Origin of the sequence: Trueperella bonasi (genome assembly GCF_030811535.1) — a bacterium.
In the GTDB taxonomy this organism is placed as follows: Bacteria; Actinomycetota; Actinomycetes; order Actinomycetales; family Actinomycetaceae; genus Trueperella; species Trueperella bonasi.
In genome coordinates, this window is sequence record NZ_JAUSQX010000001.1 from 1,343,002 (window position 1) to 1,364,877 (window position 21,876).

Below are 21,876 nucleotides of genomic sequence, written 5' to 3' on the forward strand. Positions count from 1 at the left end.
CGGTTTTATTCGCTCCAGCGCAGCGCCGCAAGCATCTGGGTCAAGGATTCCTGAGCCTCGGAATACGACACGAGCCGTGCGCCCTTGGCTTCGAGTTCTTGATACATGGCCGGCTCCTTGCAAAAGTGCGCGATACCGCGCCGCAGCAGATTCGGTAACGGCTTCCTGTTTTCATCAATATCGCGCATGAGCCTGAACCAGAATGTTTGCAACCGAGGGCGCTTGATCCCAAGGGCATCGGCAAGGATTCCCTCGGCACGCAGATCATCAATAATTTCGACGGCGAAAATCCCTTCTGCCAGTACGTAGCGGCGGCCGTCCATATCAAGTTTACGCTCACCGATCTTAGTCGAGGTGGGAATGTCGTAGACCGGCAGTATGGTTGAACCCGTCGTGCACAATTCACGAAGAGTGCGCACGGCCCCCTCTTTGTCCCACGTTTGTGGAGAATCCCAATCGACCATGCCGTGGCGTTTTGGCATTCCCGGGCGATCGCCGTCGTAATAGAAATCGTCAAGTGAGACCACGGGCAGTCCCGTACGTTTGGTGAAGCGCGTCTTTCCGCTGCCGGATGCTCCCATGACGAGAATTACGCGAGCGGTAGGCCGCCGCGCGGATTCGGGCAGATCAAACAGACCATCATCAGACAGGGGCGTAGACATGCTGGCATTCTAACCCGGGCACGCACCTACCTTGATGGTGGGCAGACGTGATTCCCAACGCGCCGCACACCCCCGGCGTGTCATCTAGCGCGCCGGGAACGAAGCGATTTAGCCTCCAAACGGGACTACCGGCTTACCTGGAACCTGTGCGCGGCCAAGGAAAACAGCTCCCTCGGTGTCGGTGGGATCGTCGAGGTTTTCTCGCGAAGTGGTCACGAACACGTCGCGGCCGTCAGCCCCGCCGAGCGTGACAGCGGTGACGAGCCGCGCTGGAATATCCCACTCACCAAGAATTTCCGCGCCCGGGGAGTAGAGCCGGATCTTGCCCACCCGATTGAGCGCCACCCACACGTTGCCCTCAGAATCCACATTCAGGCCATCCGGGCTCGTCCCCGTTGCTTCATGAAATTCCCGGCGATTGGTGAGTTCTTGATCCACCACGTCGAACACGTCCGTGCGCCGCGTTGCGGTGTCATGGTAGTAGGCCCGTGTGCCGTCGGGGCAGAAATCGATGCCGTTCGAGGTCGTGACAGATTCGAGTACCGTTGTGACCTCAAAATCTGGCGTGATCTTGTAAAACTTGCCCGCCCGTTCCTTGCGCGAATATGACATTGAACCGGCATACAGGTTGCCCCACGGATCGGTGCCGCCCTCGTTCATCCGGATATCGGGATCCGTCCACATGGGCTCAAGCGGGCGCACCTCGCCAAAGGCTTCATCGGCAAGGCCAAGCCCGCGCTCAAGTCCCACCACGAATCCGCCAGATTTTTTCGGGCGCACAAACGCGGCAACGGGCGAACCTACGTGCAACCGGTCGATTTCCCCGTTGTCTTCCAAGGTCAGTAGGTCGCCTGCAAGCATGTCGACCCAGCGTAGGCCTCCCCACTCGCTTGCCCAGACGGGCCCTTCAGCGTGGTAGGCAACAGCATCGGTGATCTGTTCGAACACATTTCCTCCGGCAGTAGGTCGGCCCCAGCCATTTGCTGGGAGTCTGAGCGTTTGCGCAGACGAAATTTACCGTATCAGCAAAATTTTCCCCGCAATTGGCTCAGGTGGTGCCTACTCAGCCAGCCCAAGCGACCTATGAATGATTTCCACAGGATGAACTGTAGTGGCGCCACTACCTTTGCGGATCTGCCACCGGCAGGTATCCGTTTCGCATGCCGCAAGCTTTGGATTGGTGCGCTTAATCATGTCGAACAACGGCTTGCCCACAGCCTGAGCAACGTCATACTTTTCCTTCTTCAAGCCGTATGTGCCAGCGATACCGCAGCAAGCCTCACCCGATTCAACAACCGTCACACCCGGAATCGTTTCCATCATCTTGATGGCTGGCTTACCTATGCCCTGACTCTTGACCTGGCATGGTTGGTGGTACGGAATAGTGATATCCCATCGCTGCAGGTCCTCAACCGGGAACTCGCCCTTGTCGATCAACTCCGCAATAAACTCTGAAATCTCGATAGTTCGTGAGCCAACCTCTAGCAGATCGGGATCATCAAGCCCCATAATTTCGTGAGCTTCGTGGCGGATCATACCCGCACAAGAGCCGGAGGAAGCCACGATCGTCAGATCCTTGCCGGCCGCATTCAACTGGTCAACCAACTGGCGGAGCTTCTTCGAAGCGCGCCCGAACAGGCCGTTAGACTGGTGGGCTAGGCCGCAGCATCCCTGCTTTGGCGCGAGTACCTCGTAACCGATGTGTTCGAGTACTTCAACGGCAGCTTTCGATGTTGCAGTTTCGAAATATCCGCCCGCGCATCCGTGGAAAAATACGATCGGCCCCTTCGGAAACGGCCCGGTGCGAGTTTTCTCATGTTCCTTAAACCATGACATGAAGGTGCGCGATTGCGCTTTGGGCATGGGTGCATCGCGGTGAATACCGATCACTTTTTCGACGACGACGCGCACCGGTTTAGTTGCCAGTGCCGCATTGGCGATTGGCGCGAAGGGCGTCATGAGCTTGCCTTCGAGTTCGGTCTCGGGCATGAGCCGATCACGCAGGGGCATGTTATCGGCCTTCATCACGGCACGCGCTTGGGCGTTAATCTCCGCGATCTTCACGCCCTGCGGGCAGACGGTCGTGCAAATCGAGCACCCCGAACAGTAATCGAGCGAAAGATCAACTGATTTGCCGTGCCGGAACCGCTCTGCCTGAGGGCCTACCCACTTCGGGCCTGAGAACAGCGGGGTTTCGCGTACTACGGGGCAATGCGATTCACAGATCGTGCATTTTACGCAGGCATCAAGGGAAGCTCGCGCAAGCGAGGCTTTCGCGTGTTCGAGTGGATTGACAGTCATGATTGATCCTTCTTCCTCTGTGCTTCCTCAGTTTTTCTTTAGCGCGCGGGTGGCGGCAACCGCGGATCCGAGAGCGATTCCTTCGCCGGACTTCTCAGTCCATGGGCGCGCGCCGCCCAGTAGCGATCCCACGCAATGCAGGTTGTCGTACACGGGCTTGCCCTCGGCAAGTGGCAACATTTGAGCATCTACTTTGACGCCACAGCCGAAAATATCCTTGCCGTCTACCACGACAGCTCCTGTTACGGTCCGAGCATCCTCATCCTCGGGATCCATAAAGATCAGTGGCAGATCAAAGATCCGCTCGCCGATGTGTCCGTAGGAATCACGCTCGATTGTTCCGGATTCTAGGCCGCCACCTGCGTAGACGACGGCGTCAACTTTTTCGGTGGTTATTCGCCCGGCACGCTGCACCTTGAGTGCGCTAACCCGTGAGCCGTCAGCCTCGAATCCAACCACCTGAGCGTTGAGGCTGATATCTACACGCTTCTTTCGGGTTTCTTCGGTGAGCGCATCATTGATTCGGCGCCCGGGAATCGACGGTGGTGGAACGGGAATTTCAGCCACCGGTGCGCCGAGCTCTTCGGCGATCTCGTTGTAGGCATCGGTTGAGAAACCCAAAATTGCCGGTAGCAACACCGTTTCACCTTCGCGCATTTCAGAACGGAGCGCTTCAACGATTGCGTCCCGAGTTCCCGGTCCGTCAAGCCCGGCGGTTCCGTCTAGGGCGCGGGCAAATGTTGTGCCCGTGGAATCAGCTTCGGGGCGGCGGGCCTGCACGTCAATCGTCACGGCCCGGGCCTCCACCTGAGCTAGAGGCGTGCGAGCAATATTGTCCGCTATTAGCTGTGCGGGAAAGTCTCGGAACTGTTTAATTCCGGCGACGAGGTATTTCTTTCCATCCTCAACAAGTGCTGGAAGCATCGTGTTTTGCACGCAGGCTGTGGGGCGAACAGCGCCGATCGCCGTCGGGATCAACACGTTCGTGCCGGAATTTTGTGTGAACAGGCCTGTTCTTTCGCAGAGCCAGTCGACACCTTCGCGCACCGCGTCGGCGCCGATAGTAGCGTACGGATGTTCGGGCTGCTCTTTCACCAGCTGGTCGATGGCCGCGTAGGGTTCTTTGATTGGTTGGCCATCGCTGTGCCAGCCGTATACGTCGAGCGTGCCACTGGACAGCCCAAGGCCGCCGATTCCGCGAGTCACGATGTCAACGTCGTGCCCGTCTTCGCGCAACATGAGCGCACTGGCCAAGCCGGCCAATCCCGCTCCAATCACTATGATTCGCATTATGCGTCCTCCTTCACCGGTGCCTGTACGGGCCGGCCATGCAACAGTTCCAGATCGCCGGTGGCGACGATTGCCTCTTTGGTGGGTGCCGGCAGGTGGTCAATGTCTAGATTGCCTGCCAGGATCCACTTGTTGAGCGTGGCCTCGCGTAACTGTTCGCCGTACATGAGCGATTCGAGGCCCGAATAGCGGTTTTTCACGAAGAGCCTGAGCATCGACGACGTGCGGTCGGCATTAGCTTCCGGATCCGTGACGGTGTCGGCGGTCTTTTCGTGCATGATCCCCGCGGCACGCATACCGCAGAAGGTGCCTTGGCACGGGCCCATTCCAAGGCGCGTGCGGCGCCGGATATCGTCAAGGTTTGCTTCCGGTTGCTTGTCGAATTCCTGCTCGATGGTTGAGCGCTGCAGGAGTTCACATTCGCAGATGATCGGATCTTCGTGGCGCTCTTCTTCGGCTTCTGCGAGCCGGTCGGTCACCCTGTGGGTGCGCGCCGCGCGCGGGGGCACGGGCTCGTCCGCCGTCGTGCATTCCACAAATTCATCCAGCTGCGTGAGGAGGGCGTCCACGATGTTCTTCGCCATGAGTCGGTAGGTGGTAAGTTTGCCGCCAGCAATCGTGAAAAATCCCTTGATTCCATCGCGCGTAGAATGGTCGATAATCGACATGCCGCGTGACATGTGGCGGGTATCGGAGGCATCCACACGTGAATCGAGAACGAGTGGCCGGGCTCCTGCCCACGCGTGGACTGCACGAGCCTTGCGGAATCCGGGGATGAGGTCTTCACCTGAATCCAGCATCTGCTGCACTTCGGAGTTCTTTATTTCGAGGAAGTCTGGATCCTCGGCACGCTGGTCGGTGGTGCCAATGATGGACACCGTGTGTGCCGGCACGATGATATCGCCGTCAGCTGGGTGAATACAGCGGTTAACCACCATGTTCACGAGCCGGTGGTTCATCGCAATCATAATTCCGCGGCCGGGAACGACGTCGACGCCGTGGGCGCCCGCCATTTGGGCGATCTGGCCGGCCCATGGGCCACCGGCGTTGATGGCCGCTCGGCAGTTGATGCGGACCTCTTCGCCCGTCTTTTCGTTTGTGCACACGACTTGGCTAACCTGGCCATCCTCGTTTTCGATTTTGGTTACCCGGTGGTAGGTGAGCGTCTGGCCGCCATATTCGCGCGCCGACTCGGCGCATCCCCAGACCATGGCCCAACCATCGACCGAGCCGTCCTCAACCTGAAAGGCTCGCTGAATGCCCGGATTCAGACGGGGTTCAAGGGTGAGTGCCTCCTTGATCGAGAGCTCGTGGGCGGGCACGCGGGTTTCGTTCGCAGCGGCAAGGAACCGTGTGGAGTACTCCGGGTCATCATTTGGCCCGACGACGAACAGGCCGCCGGTTTCCTCGACTGAGTCCGCATGGATTCGGCGCAAGATCACGTTTTCTTCGGCGCATTCGGTTGCCGAGTGCGGATCCGAGATGACGTAGCGTCCACCAGAATGCAGCAGGCCGTGGAAGCGCCCCGAGGTGCCTTGCGCCAGATCGGCGCGTTCTACCATGATGGTGTCAAAGCCACGCATAGCAAGGTCTCGTAAGACTCCCGCTCCCGTAGCTCCGCCACCTATAACAACAACATCGGTGTTCATAGTTTTCATTATTTATCCCGTTTTCTACGCGGAAGGTTCCCTTCCAATGTACGACGTTGTTGCCGTTCGCGGGCGAAAATCTCTTAAGACAAAGAAAAAATGCTCAATCGTGCACATGCGTGCACGATTGATGAAATCAGTTTCACATTGAGTGTAGGATTCTGAGGAGTCAAATCGGGTAAGGAGCACGAATGAACGAACGGGCGCAAGTTGCCTACCAGGCGGCCGTGATGCATTTTGTACAGGGCGAAACGATGGAATCGATAGCCCGGCGGTTGTCGGTATCCCGCTCGACAGTCTCGCGACTCATCGCCGAGGCGAAAGAGACGGGCCTGGTTCAAGTGACTATTCATCCGCCTCAAGCCGCGGCATCCGAACTGCAAAACTCGATAGTGGACATGTTCGACGTGCGGGTCAAGGTCGTCCCCGTTCCATTTGGAGTTAATGAAACCCGGCGGTTAAACGCAGTGGCTCAAGTGGCTGCCATGATGGTGTCCGAGCTCATGAAGCCGGGAACGATCATCGGGGTTGCATGGGGCAATACAATAGCCGCCCTCGTCGATCATTTGGTTCCCCGCCCAGCACGCGGCTCGATCGCCGTTCAACTCAACGGTGCCGCCAATGCATCCACTACGGGCGTCCCCTATGCCGGCTCACTCATGGAAGAGTTCCGGAAAGCATTCGGTTCAGAAAGCCAGTATTTTTCGGTTCCCGCATTTTTTGATTTTGCACAAACTCGCGATGCCCTGTGGCGCGAACGTTCTATTAACTCTGTTCGTGAAACGCAAAAGAACGCCGATGTTGCGCTGTTTGGCATTGGATCGATGACCTCCAACAGTCCCTCACTTGTATACTCTGGCGGGTACCTGAGCGCCGATGAGATCAAAAACTTACGTGAAGACGGCGTCGTCGGCGATATTTGCACCGTTCTGCTGCGAGCGGATGGCTCGTGGGAGGATCTGGAGATCAACTCCCGCGCCTCAGGCCCGACGCCGGCCGACCTGAAAAATATCCCCAAGCGGATCGGCGTCGTTTCTGGGACGGACAAGGTCACCGCAACCGTTGCCGCGTTGCGAGCAGGTGTGATCACCGATTTAGTCATCGATGAGGACTCAGCCGAACTGCTCTACGGGCTCGCGCGCCGGTCAAATAACCCGCGCTAGGAGGCCACATGATCCGCTCGGCCCAAGCTAAAGACGCCCGAACTATCGCAGAACTTGTGCGGCCCTATGCCCGCCGCCGAATCCTTATCGCTAAAGACCTCATCGACTATTTCGAGGACATCCAAGAGTTTGTGGTTGCCGAAATTGACGGCGAAGTGATTGGCTGTGGAGCCCTGCACGTGTTTTGGGATGACATTGGCGAAATCCGCACCCTCGCGGTGAAAGAAGAAATGATAGGTAAAGGCGTGGGCAAGGCGATAGTGGCCGAATTGGAACAACGCGCTCGCGAACTTGGCCTACGCAGACTGTTTTGCCTGACCTTCGAAATCGACTTCTTCGAAAGCCGCGGCTACCGGCACATCGACGGCACGCCCGTGGGGGTGGACGTCTACCAACAGATTTTGCGCTCCCATGACGACGGCACGGCCGAGTTTCTTGATTTAGCGCGAGTAAAGCCCAATACGCTTGGCAACTACCGCATGCTCAAAGAACTGTAGATGTGAAGCTGGCCGATCGCCCAAGTAAACTGGGGGCGATGCCCGTTAGGAGTCCGCGGGCCTGTTGCGGATAAAACCTGCTGCCATGACCATCGCTATCGGTGCTTGAAGGCCAACGAGAATAAGAATAATGCTCGTCACCAACCCGGGCCCGTTAGCTAGCGAGGCGATTCCACTGATCACGACGATAAGGCCAGCCACGATCGCGGCCAGTTTGAGAACTGAAGCGCCAGACCTCGATGCAGCTGACCAACTGACCGGGCGGCGCGAGGACAGCACGAGGTAGGCGGCCCCCACTAAGAGCGAAAGGCCGGCGCCGCCAGTGATCAGAATTGGGAAAATCATATCCTCGCCGGTCATCTGGATCACCAGCCCGATCGCAAAAATAGTGGCGGCTAAAAACGCCAATATGGCGCCGACCCGGGCAAGGGATAGCTTTGCGGAAGCCTCATTCATGGCTTCGATGCTATCGGAAGTTGAAATAGTTCGCCTTCCTGCTCGATCAGGCCATCGACCAACAGGCCGTCAAGTGCGCGTGCAAACCTCGCGGGCTCAAGCGCGGTGGCGGCGTTGAGTGCCTGCCTGCTTGCCGGTTCCTTGCGAAGTTGGGCCATGATCTTGCCACGAGCTTGCCGGTTGGTTCCGTGCCATTTTTGCGGCTTGCGTCGGGCGGCATGTTCGTCCGCGGGCTGCCCGGCTTGGAACCACTCGCAATGCGCTGTCAGCGGGCAGGATTCGCACAGAGGCGATCGAGCTGTGCAGGTTAAAGCCCCGAACTCCATTATTGCTGCGTTCCACAGGGCCGCCCGTTCGTCGTCGTCAGGAACGAAACGCTGTGCACGGGAGAATTCGGCCTTAGTCTGGCTCGGGGCGGGTAGGGCTTGGCCATGCCAGCGCGCCAACACCCGGCGAATATTCGTATCGAGAACGACCGAGCGCTTCCCAAATGCGAATGCTACGACGGCCGCGGCCGTATACGGGCCAACACCGGGTAATTCCACGAGCTCCTCGTATGTGCGCGGAAAACCCTGTGCCCTACCCGCTATCAGTTGTGCGGCTGCGTGGAGCCGCAGTGCCCTGCGCGGATAACCCATCGTCGACCAGGCGATCAAGACCTCGGCGGGTGAGGCGCTGGCGAGGTCGGCCGGCGTTGGCCACCGGTCCATCCACTCACGCCACACGGGCTCAACGCGTGCTACAGGTGTTTGCTGACTCATGATTTCACACACCAAAATGGCCCACGGGTCGGTTGTTTTGCGCCAGGGTAGATCCCGAGCGTGGGTTGAGTACCAGCGGGAAAGCACGGAGTATGCGTGCTCGCGTGTTGGAGCCATCGCACATACTATACGCGGGCAACGCGGCGCGCGTCGCTCTGTGGCCTTCGGTTTGCGGTTACTGTATTTGCGTGGCAGATGACAAACCTCGGCGTACGCGCAGACCTGCGGGTTCTCGCTCGCGCGATGCTGCCCGAAAAGGGCAGCCGCGCCGTGGTGCGGAGCTCCCACGTTCCGAAAAACAGCGGCGTGCGCAAGCAGCTCGTGGTGATAGGCCGACCGTTGGCCGGAGCAGAAGTGATCGGCAACGAAGCGGGCAGCAACCAGCTGGACGCTCAGGAAAAGCTGCAGATGCGAGGGGGCGAAATGTCCACCGTCGGTCGGGTGACGCGCGGGCTCAGGCAGCAATTGCCCGGCGAACAAAGGCCCAGGGAACTGGAGCTCAAAGAACAGCGCCGCAAAGAACAGTGCCGCAAAGACCTGGGCCGCGGAAGCCAAGTTCGCGGAGCGTTCGGTCCGCAGCGGGTGGCCTGTCACAGCGTCAAAAGACGGTCATCTTCGCGGCCACGGCCGTGGTTCTGGCCGTCCTTGCGGTGGTCTTCGTTATGCGTTATGCGCTGTCCAAAATTGAAAGCCATACTGCGCCAGCAAGCCCCGTCGAGCAGTTTGCGCCAGTTGAATGTAGTTCAGACATGCTGGTCACCTCTGCTGAACGCCTCGGCGAGCAGGCCGGGCAGCCGATGCAATTCACGGCCTCGATCACGAACACCGGTGAAAGGCCATGCCATTTCGATGCCACCGATCTTCGGCTGAACATCACGTCGGGTGACCAAACGGTTTACGATACCGCCACCTGTCAAACGGGCATCGGCTCAAAAGTGCTGTTGCTCGATACCGGGCTGACGACGAGCCAGCCATTGCAATGGAATGGCATCAATGCAGGCGTTGACTGTTCCGGCGCTTCCTTCGCACAACCAGGCACGTACGTTGCCCGAATCTTCCTTGCAGGCGAGGAGCTGTTGGAATCCGGAATGGTCTTCGAGCTAAGTGCCACACCTGCGGCGAAGCCGGCTCCTGATGAAGCTGCGGACAACCAGCAGGCAGACGACGGTGCCGAGCAGAGCGAGGCCGGGCAGGTAGGCGAAGCATCTGAGGACGATCAGGCAGCTGAGGAAGTTCCAAACGATGAAGGCGTGCAAGCGCCAACTGAGCTTCAAGCTGATGATCCCGTTGAGGACGTAGAGGAATAGTCCCTCAGGGGAGTGCGTTGTGGTAGACGTTATCTCCGGGACGGGCTTAAACCTCGACGGTAACGGGAAGAACCGAGCGCGTGGCCTGTTGAACGTCGGCCACAGCTTTGACTTTCATGCCTTCTGGTGCTTTCAGGTCATCGCCAGTGTTCGGCACGATAGCCGTGTGAAAGCCAAGCCGAGCCGCTTCGTTTAGGCGCCGTTGCAAACCGACGACGGGGCGCAGCTCGCCGGTTAGCGACACTTCCCCGATGGCGATGACACCTGGGGCTAGCGGAAGGTCAAGAGCTGCCGAGGCGAGCGCTAAGGCAATTGCCACGTCAACCGAGGGTTCTAAAGCTCGCGCCCCACCGACCGTGGAAACGAATACGTCATTGCGGTCAAATTCCACGCTCAAACGTGACTGCAAAACAGCGAGCATCATTGCTACGCGTGAACTATCCACTCCCGAAGTTGTGCGCCTAGGCGGACCAGCAGCCGCCACAGAAAGTGCTTGGACCTCGACGGGCATGGGCCGCCTGCCTTCGAGGGTGACCGTCACGCAGGTACCGGGAACCGTGAGGCTGCGGGCGGATAGAAATAAGCCAGACGGATCAGCTAATCCGTGGATCCCCGAATCTACGAGCTCGAAACAGCCGACTTCGTCCGTCGCCCCATAACGGTTTTTAACCGCCCGAACAAGGCGTAAACGCGAATGGCGATCGCCTTCGAATTGGCATACGACATCCACCAGATGTTCCAGGACTCGGGGCCCGGCAATCGATCCATCTTTGGTCACATGCCCGACTAGGATCACCGGAAGATCGGATGCCTTCGCGGTGTTAACAAGAGCGGAAGTCACGGATCGTACCTGCGCCACCCCGCCCGCGCTGCCTTCCACATTCGGATCTATGACGGTTTGCACGGAATCAACAATCAGCAACGAGGGCTTCGATTCGTTCACGTGACCGAGAATCTTCGCCAAATCTGCTTCGGCAGTTAAGAATAAGTGCTCGTGTAGCGCCCCAATCCGTTCCGCACGCGAGCGCACCTGAGAGGCCGACTCTTCCCCCGTTACGTATAAAACTTGCGGCTTTCCACCTGCCAGTGCCTCCTGTGCGGCTTTAGCGGCGACATCGAGCAAAAGAGTTGATTTACCGACACCTGGCTCACCAGCCAGAAGAATGACGACGCCGGGCACGATACCGCCGCCCAGAACGCGATCAAGTTCAGAAACGCCGGTGGGGATCTTCACGGATGCTTGCTGCGAAACTTCGGTAATCGGTTGCGCGGGAGACCGGGGAGCTAGCGGGGCAACCTTCGATCCACTAGTGAAATCGGCTGCCTCCTCAACGGTGCCCCACGCCTGACATTCGCCGCACCTGCCGACCCACTTCATGGTTGTCCAGCCACATTCGGAACACGTAAATCTCTGTTTCTTTGCCATGAGCTCAGATTATCTGAGGCGTCCGACATGTCGATTTGCGAACGCCTCAAGGAGGGAGGATTCACCTGAAACAATAAGGATATCTGCGGCTCCGACAGTTGTGTCCGCAGTTGCATACTCGAAGGGTTGCCCGGGTGATTTAACACCGATGATCGTCACGCCATACTTTTGCCGGATATTCAATTTTCCAAGCGAATAGCCCACCAGATCTTTCGGCGGAACCATCTTCACGATCGTGAAGCCGTCCTCCATGTCAATGTAGTCCAGCATGCGCCCCGAGAGCATGTGCGCAACTCGCTGCCCGGCGTCGTATTCGGGATAAATCACGTGATGGGCACCGATCCGTTTCAAAATCGTGCCGTGTTCAATGGACGTTGCTTTTGCCCAGATGTCCTTGACTCCCAGGTCAACGAGATTGGCGGTGATGAGCACAGAGGCCTCCAGTGCGCCAACACCCACCACGGCGACGTCGAATTCCTCCGCACCTAGTTGATGGAGAGTTTCGGATGTGCGCGCGTCAGCTTCCACCACGGAGAATCGGTGCGACCACTGCTGTGCCAGATCCGGATTCACTTCGACGGCGAGAAGCTCCTTATCAAGCTTGTCGAGTGTGGCGGCGATCGCGGAACCGAAACGGCCCAAACCGATGACCAACGTAGCTGAATTGACATAATCTCGGTGAGGCATAGCTTCCCTTCCGTTGCTGAAATTTTAGCCAATAATAGGGCGATCTTCGGGCATCCGGATGACTCGGCGCCGCGAACGCAGAGCAAGCGCGGCAGCGAAGGTCATCGTGCCCACCCGCCCTAGGTACATCAGAATAATGAGTATCGCATGCGCGGATGAGGGGAGGTCTGCCGTGATTCCCGTGGAAAGCCCGACGGTGGCGAAAGCGGAGATTGCCTCGAACAGTACACGCGAAAGTGGTAGGCCCGAGAGGTTAAGAATCGTCAGGGTAGCGATCCCGACGAGCAGGGCTCCGATGAAGGTAGCCGAAATTGCCAATCGAAGCACATCGGCAGGGATTCGCTTTCCAAACGCCTCCGTGTCACGGTCGCCACGCGCCTCCGCAATAATGGCGAGTACTAAGACTGCGAAGGTCGTGACCTTGATACCCCCGCCTGTACTCGCAGGACCGGCGCCGATGAACATGAGCGCGTCCATGACGAACCAGGTGCCCTCAGACATTGTGGAAATATCTACCGTGGATAGGCCCGATGAACGCGGTGTCGTGCCCTGGACAAGGGTGGCCAAGAGGCGTTCATTGGTGGAGAGATTGCTGAACGAGCCGTTCCATTCGAGAGCTCCAATCATTGCTACGGCAAGCACCCAAATCGAAAAATACGTGACCAAGGTGAGCTTCGTGTGCAAGGACCACCTGCGTGGCGAACCGGGGTTTTGAGAAATATTTAAGATGACCGGAAATCCGATTGCGCCCACCATTGTTCCTAAAATGATCGGGAGCGAAACGGCCCAATTGCCAACAAAGCTGGCCAGAGCGGCGTCGGTGATGACGAAACCGGCGTTGTTAAAAGTTGAAAGCGCCATGAAAATCGACTGGCCAAGCGCCGCTAGGAAGGTCTCTTCGCGAACCATGATCGATGGAAACAGCGCGAGTGCAATCAGGAGCTCGGCCAATATTGAAACGAGTACAACCGCCTTGAGGAGCCCGCCGATATTTCCCAGTTCAGATTTCCGTTCGGAAGCTGCGAGAAGGCGCTGAGTCAAGCCGATGTGTCGGGAGACGGCCAGGCCGAGGATCGATGCGAGAGTCATCACTCCAAGGCCACCGATCTGAACTCCGATTGCGATGACGGCGTGCCCGAAACCCGTCCAATACGTGGCGGTATCAACGATCGTTAGGCCGGTGACGCACACGGCTGACGTGGCAGTGAACAATGCCTCGATAAGGCTGGCTCCACCCGGGCCAGCCTTTGCGAACGGCATGAGCAACAGCGATGTGATGATCAAGATGATGAATGCAAATACCAGCAGGGTAAGGCGGGCAGGGGAGTGCCGCGCTAGGTGTTCGATGCGCGATCCCAGCGGTCGAATATTTCGCGCGCGGGCCTCCAAGGCCATGTGATCCTTCTCCATTACGTGATCGAGTGTTGACACGTCAAGATTAGACCTTGCGCCCGGTGTATCACCATTCGAGATATCACAGCGGTATTGTGCGAGTTAACTCGGTTCTTCCCGGGCAATGGTGTTGAAATTGAGGAAATCGGGTATGGTGTGAAACGGACTAACGTCGAAAGACCTTAGGTTTCGACGAAAATTTTTACACCTCGGATGCAAGGACGGTTCATATGGCGCAACTCCCACCATCGGCGCCGCAGTTCTTCACTGTGGCCGAAGTTGCCGAAATGACTCGAGTGTCAAGAATGACTGTGTACCGAATGGTGCATTCAGGAGAGCTACCAGCAGTGCGCGTCGGAAATTCGTACCGGGTACCGAAGTCAGCTGTCGATAGCCTGCTTGGCGGTTCGAGTACAGATTCTCGTGAGGCTTCAGGCGCCTAATTTTGCACATGCAAACTCTGAGGTAGTATTTTCACGTTCACGTGGTGTATCCACTGCCCAAGCGATCGGAGGTAGCCAATGGGTTCCGTAGTCAAGAAACGCCGCAAGCGTATGTCGAAGAAGAAGCATCGCAAGTTGCTGCGTAAGACGCGCCACCAGCGTCGCAACAAGAAGTAGGCGGCTGAGGCTTGCAAGGACCGGTTTCTTTAAGAGGCCGGTTTTTTCTTGTGCTGGAAGGTTCCGTTCTCGGCGCTCAAATAACGTCCTGGTGATGTGCAATGTCTGCAAACCCACAGTCGATTTCACCTGGCAGGCTTTTCGACAAACCGAAAATGTGGCATACTCAGCTTGTTGAAGTTTCAATGATGAGGGAGTAGACGTGGTTGATTGGCTCACTGACAAGGAGCAGGTTGCTTGGCGGTCCTTTCTTACGGGTCAAGCACTGGTTCTTGACGCGATCAACCAGGACCTCGCGAGTGATTCCGGCCTAACGCTCAACGAATACGAAGTGCTCGTGCGCCTATCAGAATCGCCACAGCGGCAGCTGCGGATGTCCCATCTGGCAGAAAATCTTGTCCATTCGCGCTCGCGTTTAACCCACACCGTGAAGCGCCTAGAGAACCAGGGATACGTCTACCGTGAACCATGCCCGGAGGACAGGCGGGGAATAATCTGCAAGCTTACCGACGCCGGATTCGCCAAGCTGGAGCAAACGGCTCCGCAACATGTTGAATCGGTGCGCCGACACCTGATTTCCCATCTCAAACCAGATGAATTCCTCGAATTTGGGCGCGTACTCAAGAAGCTGATCGACGCTCAAGGCTGACACGCGGAAGAAGTTTCGCCCCCGCGTGGCACAATTGTTCCTATGGAAATGACAATCGTTCACCTCGTCCGGCACGGAGAGGTTCACAATCCCGAAGCTGTCCTGTACGGCCGCATGCCCGGATACCACCTTTCGCAGCTGGGGTATCGCATGGCAGATGGCCTTGGTGAAGCGTTTCAAGATCGCGACGTCCGGTACGTGATGTCTTCACCTCTTGAGCGAGCAGTTGAAACAGCGACGCCGACGGCTCGGGCTTTCGATCTTGAGATCGTGAAAGATCCGCGACTTATCGAGGCGGACAACAAGTTCGAGGGCGTTCCGGTCAATCAGAACCGGTGGATATTAGCCCATCCGCGCTACTGGCCGTGGTATGTGAATCCGCTCGAACCATCGTGGGGCGAACCGTACACCGAGATTATCGAACGGATGTCGGGAGCAATTGCACACGCCATCGATCACGCCCGAGGTGGCGAGGCCGTGCTGTTTTCGCACCAGTTAACCATTTGGACGATGCGGCGCTTCGTAGAGCGTAAGCCGCTCGCCCACGATCCGCGAAAGCGCGAGTGTTCGCTGGCCTCGGTCACATCGTTAACATTTGCCGACAAGCAGCTTTTAGCGCTTGATTATTGGGAGCCGGTGGGATGTCTGCTGGATGAGGCAGCAGACATGGTTCCTGGCACGTCATCTGCTCAAACCCACGCTTAACGCGAGCCGTACAGGCCACCTTCGTCGCGTTCGTCGTCGTTGGCCTTGTCGTCTTCTTTCCCGTCGTCAACCGGGTCTAGGCCCTCTTCTTCCCGTCTGCGCTGTTCGTAGGCACGGCGGCGATTGCGCGCCTCGAGCCGGGCGAGGAATTCAGGGTCATCGTCGGGAGCAACCGGGCCCGAAGGCTTCTTTGAGCGGCCAAACGGGGTTCCACCGGTGGTGCGATAGTCGGATTTGAGGACGTGCTGATATTTAAAAAACAGCCAAATCAGCGCGCCAATCACGGGCACGATCGCAATCAGCAAGAGCCACACTGGTTTGCTGATACGCGCCGGCATTTTGGATGAATCCGTACGCGCGGCGTCGATGAACGCGTAGATGATCAACGCCACGCCAATGATGATCGGTATTACTCGTGCCACGCGCCCCACTTTAGTTCAAAATATGGTCAATATAAATGTAGTTCAGTCACAGCCAAATTCACCGGTTCGCAAATTAAGATCAGAAAAGAAGAATGGCCAGCAAAACGACGAGGCCCCAAGCCAATTCGAGCAGCCCGGTATCGCGCAACACCGGAATAAGGGCCTGCCCAGCAAGCCCGCTTAGGACTCGCCGCGCGAGGATAGCGGCCCATGCGGCAAGGGGAATCATTCCTAGCGCGATCGGCCAGTGGCTGGCGCTAAGCGCTAGGCCGCAAATGATTGAGCCAGCCAGGATGAGCCCGTAGGAAATGCGCGCGCGGTTATCGCCCAACCGCACGGCGAGCGTGTGCTTGCCCGTCACGGAGTCGGTGGGAATATCCCGAATATTGTTGACCATGAGCAATGCGCATGCAATGAGGCCGATACCCGTGCCGCCAACCCATGCCTCCCACGGCGCGGTGCCCGTTTGCGTGTATGTGGTGCCGACCGTGGCGACGTAGCCGAAGAAGATCATCACGAATACTTCGCCAAGGCCCATGTATCCGTATGGGTTTTTGCCACCGGTGTAAAACCAAGCGGCGATCACGGCAAGTGCGCCAATTCCGATCAGCCACCACTGCCCGGCCAGCGCCACGAGAATCACCCCGGCGATACTTGCCAGTCCAAACGCGATGAAGGCTGCAGCCTTGACAACTGCGGGTGAAGTTTTGCCACCGCCGGTGAGGCGAGGGGGGCCTGTGCGAAACTCGTCCGTGCCGCGGACGCCATCGGAGTAGTCGTTGGCGAAGTTCACCCCGATCTGTAACAGGAGCGCTACGATTCCAGCCAACAGGGCGCGCAGCCACGAGGCGCCACCTTCGAGGGCCGCAACGCCGGTGCCCACCAACACCGGAGACACTGCGGCGGGCAGCGTGCGCACGCGCGCACCTTCGAGCCAGTCGTTGAAGGTCGCCATTTCCGTCCTTTCAGCCGCCCTATCTTACCGCGGCTTAGAGGCTGAGGTGAGCGGCGACCATGTCGGATAGCTCTCGTCGGTTCACCTTCCCAGAATCTGTTAGTGGTAGCGTGCCGCTCAGTTCCGATAAACCAACCACGTATGTTGGCGCCCAGCCTTCGCCCAGTGCCAGTTTGACGAAGCTTCGCATCACCGTGATGTTGCAGCTTTGAGCATGTGCGGCGCGATCATCGACGACGGCGACCACGGCCTCGCCCCACTCCAAATGCGGTATTCCAACGACGACGGCGTCCCAGCCAGTTTTCGCAAGTGCGGCTTCAATGAGGCTCGGCATGACGGTCAGGCCGCCGGTGGTGATCGCATCGTCAATTCGGCCAAGTATGTCGAGCTTGCCGTCCGTGAAGCTGCCAGCGTCCTTGGTGTGGTGGGTGCGGGGCTGGCCTTGCGAATCTGCATCTGGAGAGATGGTGAAATCCTCGCCGGTTTCCTGGCCGAGGTACCCGAGTGCGATGCAGCTTCCGCGAAGGCTGATTCGGCCTTCATCGCTGAGCAGGATGTCGGTATCGCCAATCGGCTCGCCGTCGTAAACGCAGCCACCACACGTTTCCGTCATTCCGTACGAGGTGTGGATTCTCAGGCCGGCTGCCCGCGCGCGTTCTAAAGTTTGCGCGTGAATGCCCGCGCCACCTACCAGAAATACGGCCTGGCGCAGGGCGTCTAGCACTTGCGGATCATCGAGAATTCGCAGTAGCTGGGTGGGCACGAGCGAGAGGTAGACGCGTTCGTGATTGTTGAGCGCCGAGCGAATGGCAAGGGCGTCGGAAAGATCAAGGTCCACGGCGCACAGTGCCGAATTCTCCGAGGCTAGCGAGTGAAGCGCACTGCGGACGACGGTTTGGAATCCTGCGATGTGATGAAAAGGCAGGTGAGCAGCCCAAACGCCCGGCCCGCCGAGAGCGTCGTGAGTCGCTCGCACTGACGCAACGAGCGAATCCCAGCTCAGGGCAACAATCTTTCCGGTGCCGGTGGTTGATCCGGACGTCCGCATGAGAACGCCTGCGCCCTCGGGGATACCGAGCGCGAGTACTTCCTCGCGGGTGGCGGCTTCATCGGTGCCCGGCGGAACCACGAAAAGCGGAGCCGGCCGCTCGCCGGCAAAATGCACATGCAAGGCCTCGCGTACAGCCCGATCAACGCGTTCCAGTGCCAACTGCCCTCGCCCGCCTTCAATAATCGCTATAGCCATCATGCTTTCTCCTCAGTGGCTGACATTTGAGGGACGAATTTTAAACGATTGTCGAATATAAGAAGATCGTTGCGAGAAAGTCCCCCAAATTTACGCATAGTAGGGAAAGTCTTCCCAGTTTGGCGGGCGCTTTTCCAAAAACGCATCACGGCCTTCTTGTGCTTCGTCGGTCATATAGGCGAGCCTTGTTGCCTCCCCGGCAAACACTTGTTGGCCAGCCAGCCCATCGTCGGCAAGATTGAACGCAAACTTGAGCATCCGTAGCGCCTGCGGCGATTTTGTAGCCAAAATTTTGGCGTATTCAAGCGCCTTTTCCTCGATCTGTGCATGTGGCACGGCCTCGTTGACCACTCCCCAACGCTCGGCATCCTCGGCGGAGTATTCGCGCGCAAGGAAGAAGATCTCGCGCGCCCGCTTGTCGCCAACTTGCCGAGCCAACAGCGCCGAGCCGTACCCGGCATCGAAGGATCCTACATTGGCATCAACCTGCATGAAGCGCGCGTGCTCAATGGACGCGACCGACAGATCGCACACGACGTTAAGCGAATGCCCGCCGCCGGTGGCCCAGCCGGTAACGGCAGCAATAAAGATCATCCCCGAGGTCCGCATAAGGCGCTGCACCTCGAGAATGTGCAGGCGCCCGGCCCGCGAGGTTTCGGCGCGGGTTGCGGCATTGGCCTGCGCGTCGTCTCCGCCACCGTCGTACTTGTAGCCGTCCCGGCCCCGAATGCGCTGATCGCCGCCCGAACAAAACGCCCAGCCGCCGTCTTTTTCGCTCGGTCCGTTTCCGGTCAAAATCACGGTGCCGATTTCGCCCGATAGCCGCGCGTGATCGATCGCCCGATAGAGTTGATCCACGGTTTCAGGCCGAAACGCGTTACGCACGTGAGGCCGATTGAAAGCAATGCGCACGACGGGCAGGTCGCGCTCGGCAATCACATCCTCGCCGTCGTAGACGCGTTCGACGCTGCGGTGATAGGTCACGTCCGAATCTGGAAAACCCTCGACGGCGCGCCAGCGGCGCGGATCGAATGTTTCGGAAACGGAATCGGGTAGGGGAGAAGGTGAAAGTGTCATAACCCCATTGTGCCAGCGTATTGTGGAGGGGTGGAGATTTACGTGTATCGGCTCAAATTCAAGAACCGCTTTCGGGGGCTTACCGAGCGCGACGGTTTGCTTTTGCGCGGCCGTGCCGGCTGGGCCGAGGTATCGCCGTTTTGGGATTACGACGACGCCGTGGCGGCAACCTGGCTTGCCGCCGGTTTCGAGGCGGCGCAGCGAGGTTACCCGAAGCACGTGCGCAATGTGATTCCCGTCAATGAGACGATCCCAGCCGTTGACGCGCATACGGCCCACCGTCTCGCAACCGCGTCGACGTGCGGAACTTTCAAAGTGAAGATCGCCGAACATCCGGATTCTTTGGCCGAGGATGTGGCCCGCCTCGAAGTGGTTCGGGATGCCCAGCCAAATGCAAAAATCCGTGTGGATGCCAACGGCGCTTGGAATGTGGACACCGCCGTGAAGCACATACTCCTCATGGAACAGGCGGCGGGCGGTCTGGAATACGTGGAGCAGCCGTGCAGAACGGTGGAGGACATGGCTGCCGTGCGCCGCAGAGTCGAGGTTCCAATCGCCGCCGATGAGTCGATTCGGCTCGACCACGCAATCGACGACATTAAACGAAAGGGCGCGGCAGATATCGCGATCGTGAAGAATCAGCCGCTCGGGGGAGTACGTGCGACGCTCGAACGGTTCGCCAGTTATGGCATGCCGGTGGTGGTGTCATCTGCTGTCGAAAGCTCGGTGGGTCTGCGGGCTGGTCTGGCGCTCGCGGCCTCGCTTCCGCAACTGCCTCATGCGTGCGGGCTTGCTACCTCTCGCCTATTCGAGCGTGACGTGACGGCGGATCCGCTCGTCCCCCGTGGTGGGTACATCGAGATTCGTGATGTGGTGCCAGAGCACTCAGAAGCCATCGACGACGAGTTAATCGAGCGCTGGCGCCTGCGGCTAGAGGCTATGTGGCAGCGGGCTGAGCGACGTGGCCTAGTGGGGGGACGCTACACATTCATGGGGAGGTTTGTGTGATGGAAGCTTCGACGCGCGTGGCACGGCAGGTCGTCGCCGAACTGGTCAAGGCCGGGGTGAGCACCTTCGTGCTGTGCCCTGGTTCGCGGTCCGCTCCGCTCGCCTATGCGCTTGGCGCAGCCGCCGACGCCGGTGTGTTGACCTTACATGTTGAAATCGATGAGCGTGTGGCCGGTTTTGTTGTTCTGGGCGCCGCACTTGCAGGCAAGCCGGCGGCGGTGGTCACGACGTCGGGCTCTGCGGTTGCCAACCTGCACCCGGCTGTCGAAGAGGCGAATCATGCCGGAGTGCCCCTCATTGTCTTGGCGGCTGACCGCCCGCATGAGTTGCGCGGAGTGCGGGCATCCCAGACAGCGGATCACCGTGCGATCCTCGAAGGCTCGGTCCGTTTCGTTACGGAAATTCCCGCAGGTGCGCCACATGTACGCGGGCAAGTTATGCGCGCCGCGAATAAGGCCACCGGCACAAACCCTGGGCCGGTTCTGATAAATGTGGCCTTTCGTGAACCGCTCGTGCCTAGCTCAAACTGGACCGACCCGATCGCTGATTGCAGGTTCGAGCGGCCGAAACCAGCGCGGCATCCGGTCGTGGTTTCTGGGCCGTCAAATCGATCACTTGGCATTGCAAATTTGCTGCATGTCGCCCCCAACCTAGGCCATGTGCCAATACTGGCAGAACCAACTGGCGAGCTCCGTTCTCATTCCAACGCGGTTGGCGCGCACCCGCTCCTGTTACGCACGCGGGTGCGCGAGCAGATCGATTCGGTCGTTGTTCTGGGGCACCCCACACTGACCCGCGAGGTAAGCCACCTTCTTGCGGATCCGAAAGTGAGCGTTTTTGCGGTCGATGAGCCAGCTGGGTACACCGATGCGGCGGGTACCGCGCATGTTGTGAATCTTCGCGAGGTAAATGATCTGCTTTCCAACGCCGAACCCGGTTGGCTCGATCGCTGGCTTGACCTCGATAGAACTGCGCAGAAGGCGATTGACCGGGAAATCGGTACAGAACTTAGTTTCCCAACGATAGCGCGAGCTCTGACCTCCTCACCCGTGCCGACCCAGCTTGCGGCGTCCTCGATTATTCGAGCGGTCAATCTCTACGGTCACGCCCCGGCAGGGCCGATGTTTGCCAATCGAGGTCTTGCGGGGATTGACGGGACGATATCGACGGCGATTGGCGCGGCAATCGCGCTTGGCCAACCAGCGAGGGTCGTCGTCGGAGATCTGGCATTTATTTACGACTTGGGGGCACTCGCTAAGGGAGCAGGCCAGAAGATCCCGGGCCTTGACGTCGTCGTTGTCGACGATCACGGCGGATCGCTGTTTGCTACCCTCGATTACGGCGCCGGCGATGAACCGACCTACGACCGCCTGTTCCGCACGGAAAAGGACGTGGATATCGAAGCGGCCACACGTGCCTTTGGCGTTGACTACGCCGCGCCAACCACTTTGGAAGAGTTCGTTCGACTTCTTTCTCAACCCGATGGCGTGAGGATAACTCACGTAGATCTTGGGCGTATTCCGATGGGCGTGGAACGGGCTTCTCGGCAGGATCTCGGTGAGGTAATCGTGCGCATTCTTGAGCCGTGAGTAAAATTTGAGTC

At 58.5% G+C, this 21,876-nt stretch carries 23 protein-coding genes; 9 read left to right on the forward strand and 14 right to left on the reverse strand.

The window, feature by feature from the left end:
* Positions 1 to 5: 5 nt before the first annotated feature.
* The 5 genes from J2S70_RS06195 to glpA all read right to left on the reverse strand — a co-directional run bounded on the left by J2S70_RS06195 (position 6) and on the right by glpA (position 5,911).
* Entirely contained in the window at positions 6 to 662 is a 657-nt protein-coding gene (locus J2S70_RS06195) for a uridine kinase family protein (protein WP_307682867.1), read from the reverse strand.
* Positions 663 to 770: 108 nt separating this feature from the next.
* Positions 771 to 1,610, reverse strand: coding sequence for an SMP-30/gluconolactonase/LRE family protein (locus tag J2S70_RS06200; protein ID WP_307682868.1), 840 nt, complete (start codon positions 1,608 to 1,610; stop codon positions 771 to 773).
* Between the two features lie 111 nt (positions 1,611 to 1,721).
* Positions 1,722 to 2,963, reverse strand: coding sequence for an anaerobic glycerol-3-phosphate dehydrogenase subunit C (locus J2S70_RS06205; protein WP_307682869.1), 1,242 nt, complete (start codon positions 2,961 to 2,963; stop codon positions 1,722 to 1,724).
* Positions 2,964 to 2,990: 27 nt separating this feature from the next.
* Positions 2,991 to 4,253: a glycerol-3-phosphate dehydrogenase subunit GlpB gene (gene glpB, locus J2S70_RS06210; protein WP_307682870.1), complete on the reverse strand. Its 1,263-nt coding sequence runs from the start codon at positions 4,251 to 4,253 to the stop codon at positions 2,991 to 2,993.
* Positions 4,253 to 5,911 carry an anaerobic glycerol-3-phosphate dehydrogenase subunit GlpA gene (gene glpA / locus J2S70_RS06215; protein ID WP_307682871.1) on the reverse strand — a complete coding sequence of 553 codons (1,659 nt, stop codon included), beginning with the start codon at positions 5,909 to 5,911 and terminating at the stop codon, positions 4,253 to 4,255. Before glpA ends, glpB begins: the two co-directional genes overlap by 1 nt.
* Before the next feature lie 182 nt (positions 5,912 to 6,093).
* Here glpA and J2S70_RS06220 point away from each other — a divergent pair, with 182 nt between their 5' ends.
* Together J2S70_RS06220 and J2S70_RS06225 are read left to right on the forward strand one after the other, a co-directional pair.
* Positions 6,094 to 7,065, forward strand: coding sequence for a sugar-binding transcriptional regulator (locus J2S70_RS06220; protein WP_307682872.1), 972 nt, complete (start codon positions 6,094 to 6,096; stop codon positions 7,063 to 7,065).
* Between the two features lie 8 nt (positions 7,066 to 7,073).
* Positions 7,074 to 7,562: an amino-acid N-acetyltransferase gene (locus tag J2S70_RS06225; protein ID WP_307682873.1), complete on the forward strand. Its 489-nt coding sequence runs from the start codon at positions 7,074 to 7,076 to the stop codon at positions 7,560 to 7,562.
* Between the two features lie 45 nt (positions 7,563 to 7,607).
* Here J2S70_RS06225 and J2S70_RS06230 read toward each other — a convergent pair whose 3' ends face one another.
* Together J2S70_RS06230 and J2S70_RS06235 are read right to left on the reverse strand one after the other, a co-directional pair.
* The gene (locus J2S70_RS06230; protein WP_307682874.1) at positions 7,608 to 8,018 is read right to left on the reverse strand and encodes a hypothetical protein; all 411 of its coding nucleotides are present in this window, start codon (positions 8,016 to 8,018) and stop codon (positions 7,608 to 7,610) included.
* Positions 8,015 to 8,896 carry an HhH-GPD family protein gene (locus J2S70_RS06235; protein WP_307682875.1) on the reverse strand — a complete coding sequence of 294 codons (882 nt, stop codon included), beginning with the start codon at positions 8,894 to 8,896 and terminating at the stop codon, positions 8,015 to 8,017. Before J2S70_RS06235 ends, J2S70_RS06230 begins: the two co-directional genes overlap by 4 nt.
* Positions 8,897 to 9,303: 407 nt before the next feature.
* On the opposite strand from J2S70_RS06235, the gene J2S70_RS06240 reads away from it, so the two are divergent.
* Positions 9,304 to 10,086 (forward strand): hypothetical protein, encoded by a 783-nt coding sequence (locus J2S70_RS06240; protein ID WP_307682876.1) that lies wholly within the window; start codon positions 9,304 to 9,306, stop codon positions 10,084 to 10,086.
* Between the two features lie 46 nt (positions 10,087 to 10,132).
* On the opposite strand, the gene radA is transcribed toward J2S70_RS06240, so the two are convergent.
* The 3 genes from radA to J2S70_RS06255 are packed head-to-tail and all read right to left on the reverse strand — an operon-like array spanning position 10,133 to position 13,630.
* Positions 10,133 to 11,512, reverse strand: coding sequence for a DNA repair protein RadA (gene radA, locus J2S70_RS06245; protein WP_307682877.1), 1,380 nt, complete (start codon positions 11,510 to 11,512; stop codon positions 10,133 to 10,135).
* A gap of 9 nt (positions 11,513 to 11,521) precedes the next feature.
* Complete coding sequence (locus J2S70_RS06250; RefSeq protein ID WP_307682878.1) at positions 11,522 to 12,199, reverse strand: potassium channel family protein; 678 nt, start codon at positions 12,197 to 12,199, stop codon at positions 11,522 to 11,524.
* Between the two features lie 24 nt (positions 12,200 to 12,223).
* Entirely contained in the window at positions 12,224 to 13,630 is a 1,407-nt protein-coding gene (locus J2S70_RS06255) for a TrkH family potassium uptake protein (protein WP_307682879.1), read from the reverse strand.
* Positions 13,631 to 13,821: 191 nt separating this feature from the next.
* Between J2S70_RS06255 and J2S70_RS06260 the strand changes: the two genes are divergently transcribed.
* The 4 genes from J2S70_RS06260 to J2S70_RS06275 all read left to right on the forward strand — a co-directional run bounded on the left by J2S70_RS06260 (position 13,822) and on the right by J2S70_RS06275 (position 15,565).
* Entirely contained in the window at positions 13,822 to 14,034 is a 213-nt protein-coding gene (locus tag J2S70_RS06260) for a helix-turn-helix domain-containing protein (RefSeq protein WP_307682880.1), read from the forward strand.
* A 78-nt stretch (positions 14,035 to 14,112) separates the two neighbouring features.
* The gene (locus tag J2S70_RS06265) at positions 14,113 to 14,211 is read left to right on the forward strand and encodes a 30S ribosomal protein bS22 (protein ID WP_019174583.1); all 99 of its coding nucleotides are present in this window, start codon (positions 14,113 to 14,115) and stop codon (positions 14,209 to 14,211) included.
* A gap of 202 nt (positions 14,212 to 14,413) precedes the next feature.
* Entirely contained in the window at positions 14,414 to 14,860 is a 447-nt protein-coding gene (locus J2S70_RS06270) for a MarR family winged helix-turn-helix transcriptional regulator (RefSeq protein ID WP_307682881.1), read from the forward strand.
* Positions 14,861 to 14,902: 42 nt separating this feature from the next.
* Positions 14,903 to 15,565, forward strand: a complete 663-nt coding sequence (locus J2S70_RS06275; RefSeq protein WP_307682882.1) for a histidine phosphatase family protein — start codon at positions 14,903 to 14,905, stop codon at positions 15,563 to 15,565.
* On the opposite strand, the gene J2S70_RS06280 is transcribed toward J2S70_RS06275, so the two are convergent.
* From J2S70_RS06280 to J2S70_RS06295, 4 genes are all read right to left on the reverse strand, one after another.
* Entirely contained in the window at positions 15,562 to 15,987 is a 426-nt protein-coding gene (locus tag J2S70_RS06280) for a PLD nuclease N-terminal domain-containing protein (protein ID WP_307682883.1), read from the reverse strand. The two genes, J2S70_RS06275 and J2S70_RS06280, sit on opposite strands and share 4 nt — an antisense overlap.
* 79 nt (positions 15,988 to 16,066) lie before the next feature.
* On the reverse strand, positions 16,067 to 16,942 hold the full coding sequence (locus tag J2S70_RS06285) for a 1,4-dihydroxy-2-naphthoate polyprenyltransferase (protein ID WP_307682884.1): 876 nt from the start codon (positions 16,940 to 16,942) through the stop codon (positions 16,067 to 16,069).
* A 34-nt stretch (positions 16,943 to 16,976) separates the two neighbouring features.
* Positions 16,977 to 18,191, reverse strand: a complete 1,215-nt coding sequence (locus J2S70_RS06290) for an AMP-binding protein (RefSeq protein ID WP_307682885.1) — start codon at positions 18,189 to 18,191, stop codon at positions 16,977 to 16,979.
* Between the two features lie 87 nt (positions 18,192 to 18,278).
* Positions 18,279 to 19,265 carry a 1,4-dihydroxy-2-naphthoyl-CoA synthase gene (locus J2S70_RS06295; protein ID WP_307682886.1) on the reverse strand — a complete coding sequence of 329 codons (987 nt, stop codon included), beginning with the start codon at positions 19,263 to 19,265 and terminating at the stop codon, positions 18,279 to 18,281.
* 30 nt (positions 19,266 to 19,295) lie between these two features.
* Here J2S70_RS06295 and J2S70_RS06300 point away from each other — a divergent pair, with 30 nt between their 5' ends.
* Complete coding sequence (locus tag J2S70_RS06300) at positions 19,296 to 20,273, forward strand: o-succinylbenzoate synthase (protein ID WP_307682887.1); 978 nt, start codon at positions 19,296 to 19,298, stop codon at positions 20,271 to 20,273.
* A complete protein-coding gene (menD, locus tag J2S70_RS06305; RefSeq protein WP_307682888.1) occupies positions 20,273 to 21,862 on the forward strand; it encodes a 2-succinyl-5-enolpyruvyl-6-hydroxy-3-cyclohexene-1-carboxylic-acid synthase in 1,590 nt (529 codons plus the stop codon). The genes J2S70_RS06300 and menD overlap by 1 nt, the downstream gene beginning before the upstream one ends.
* Positions 21,863 to 21,876: the final 14 nt, after the last annotated feature.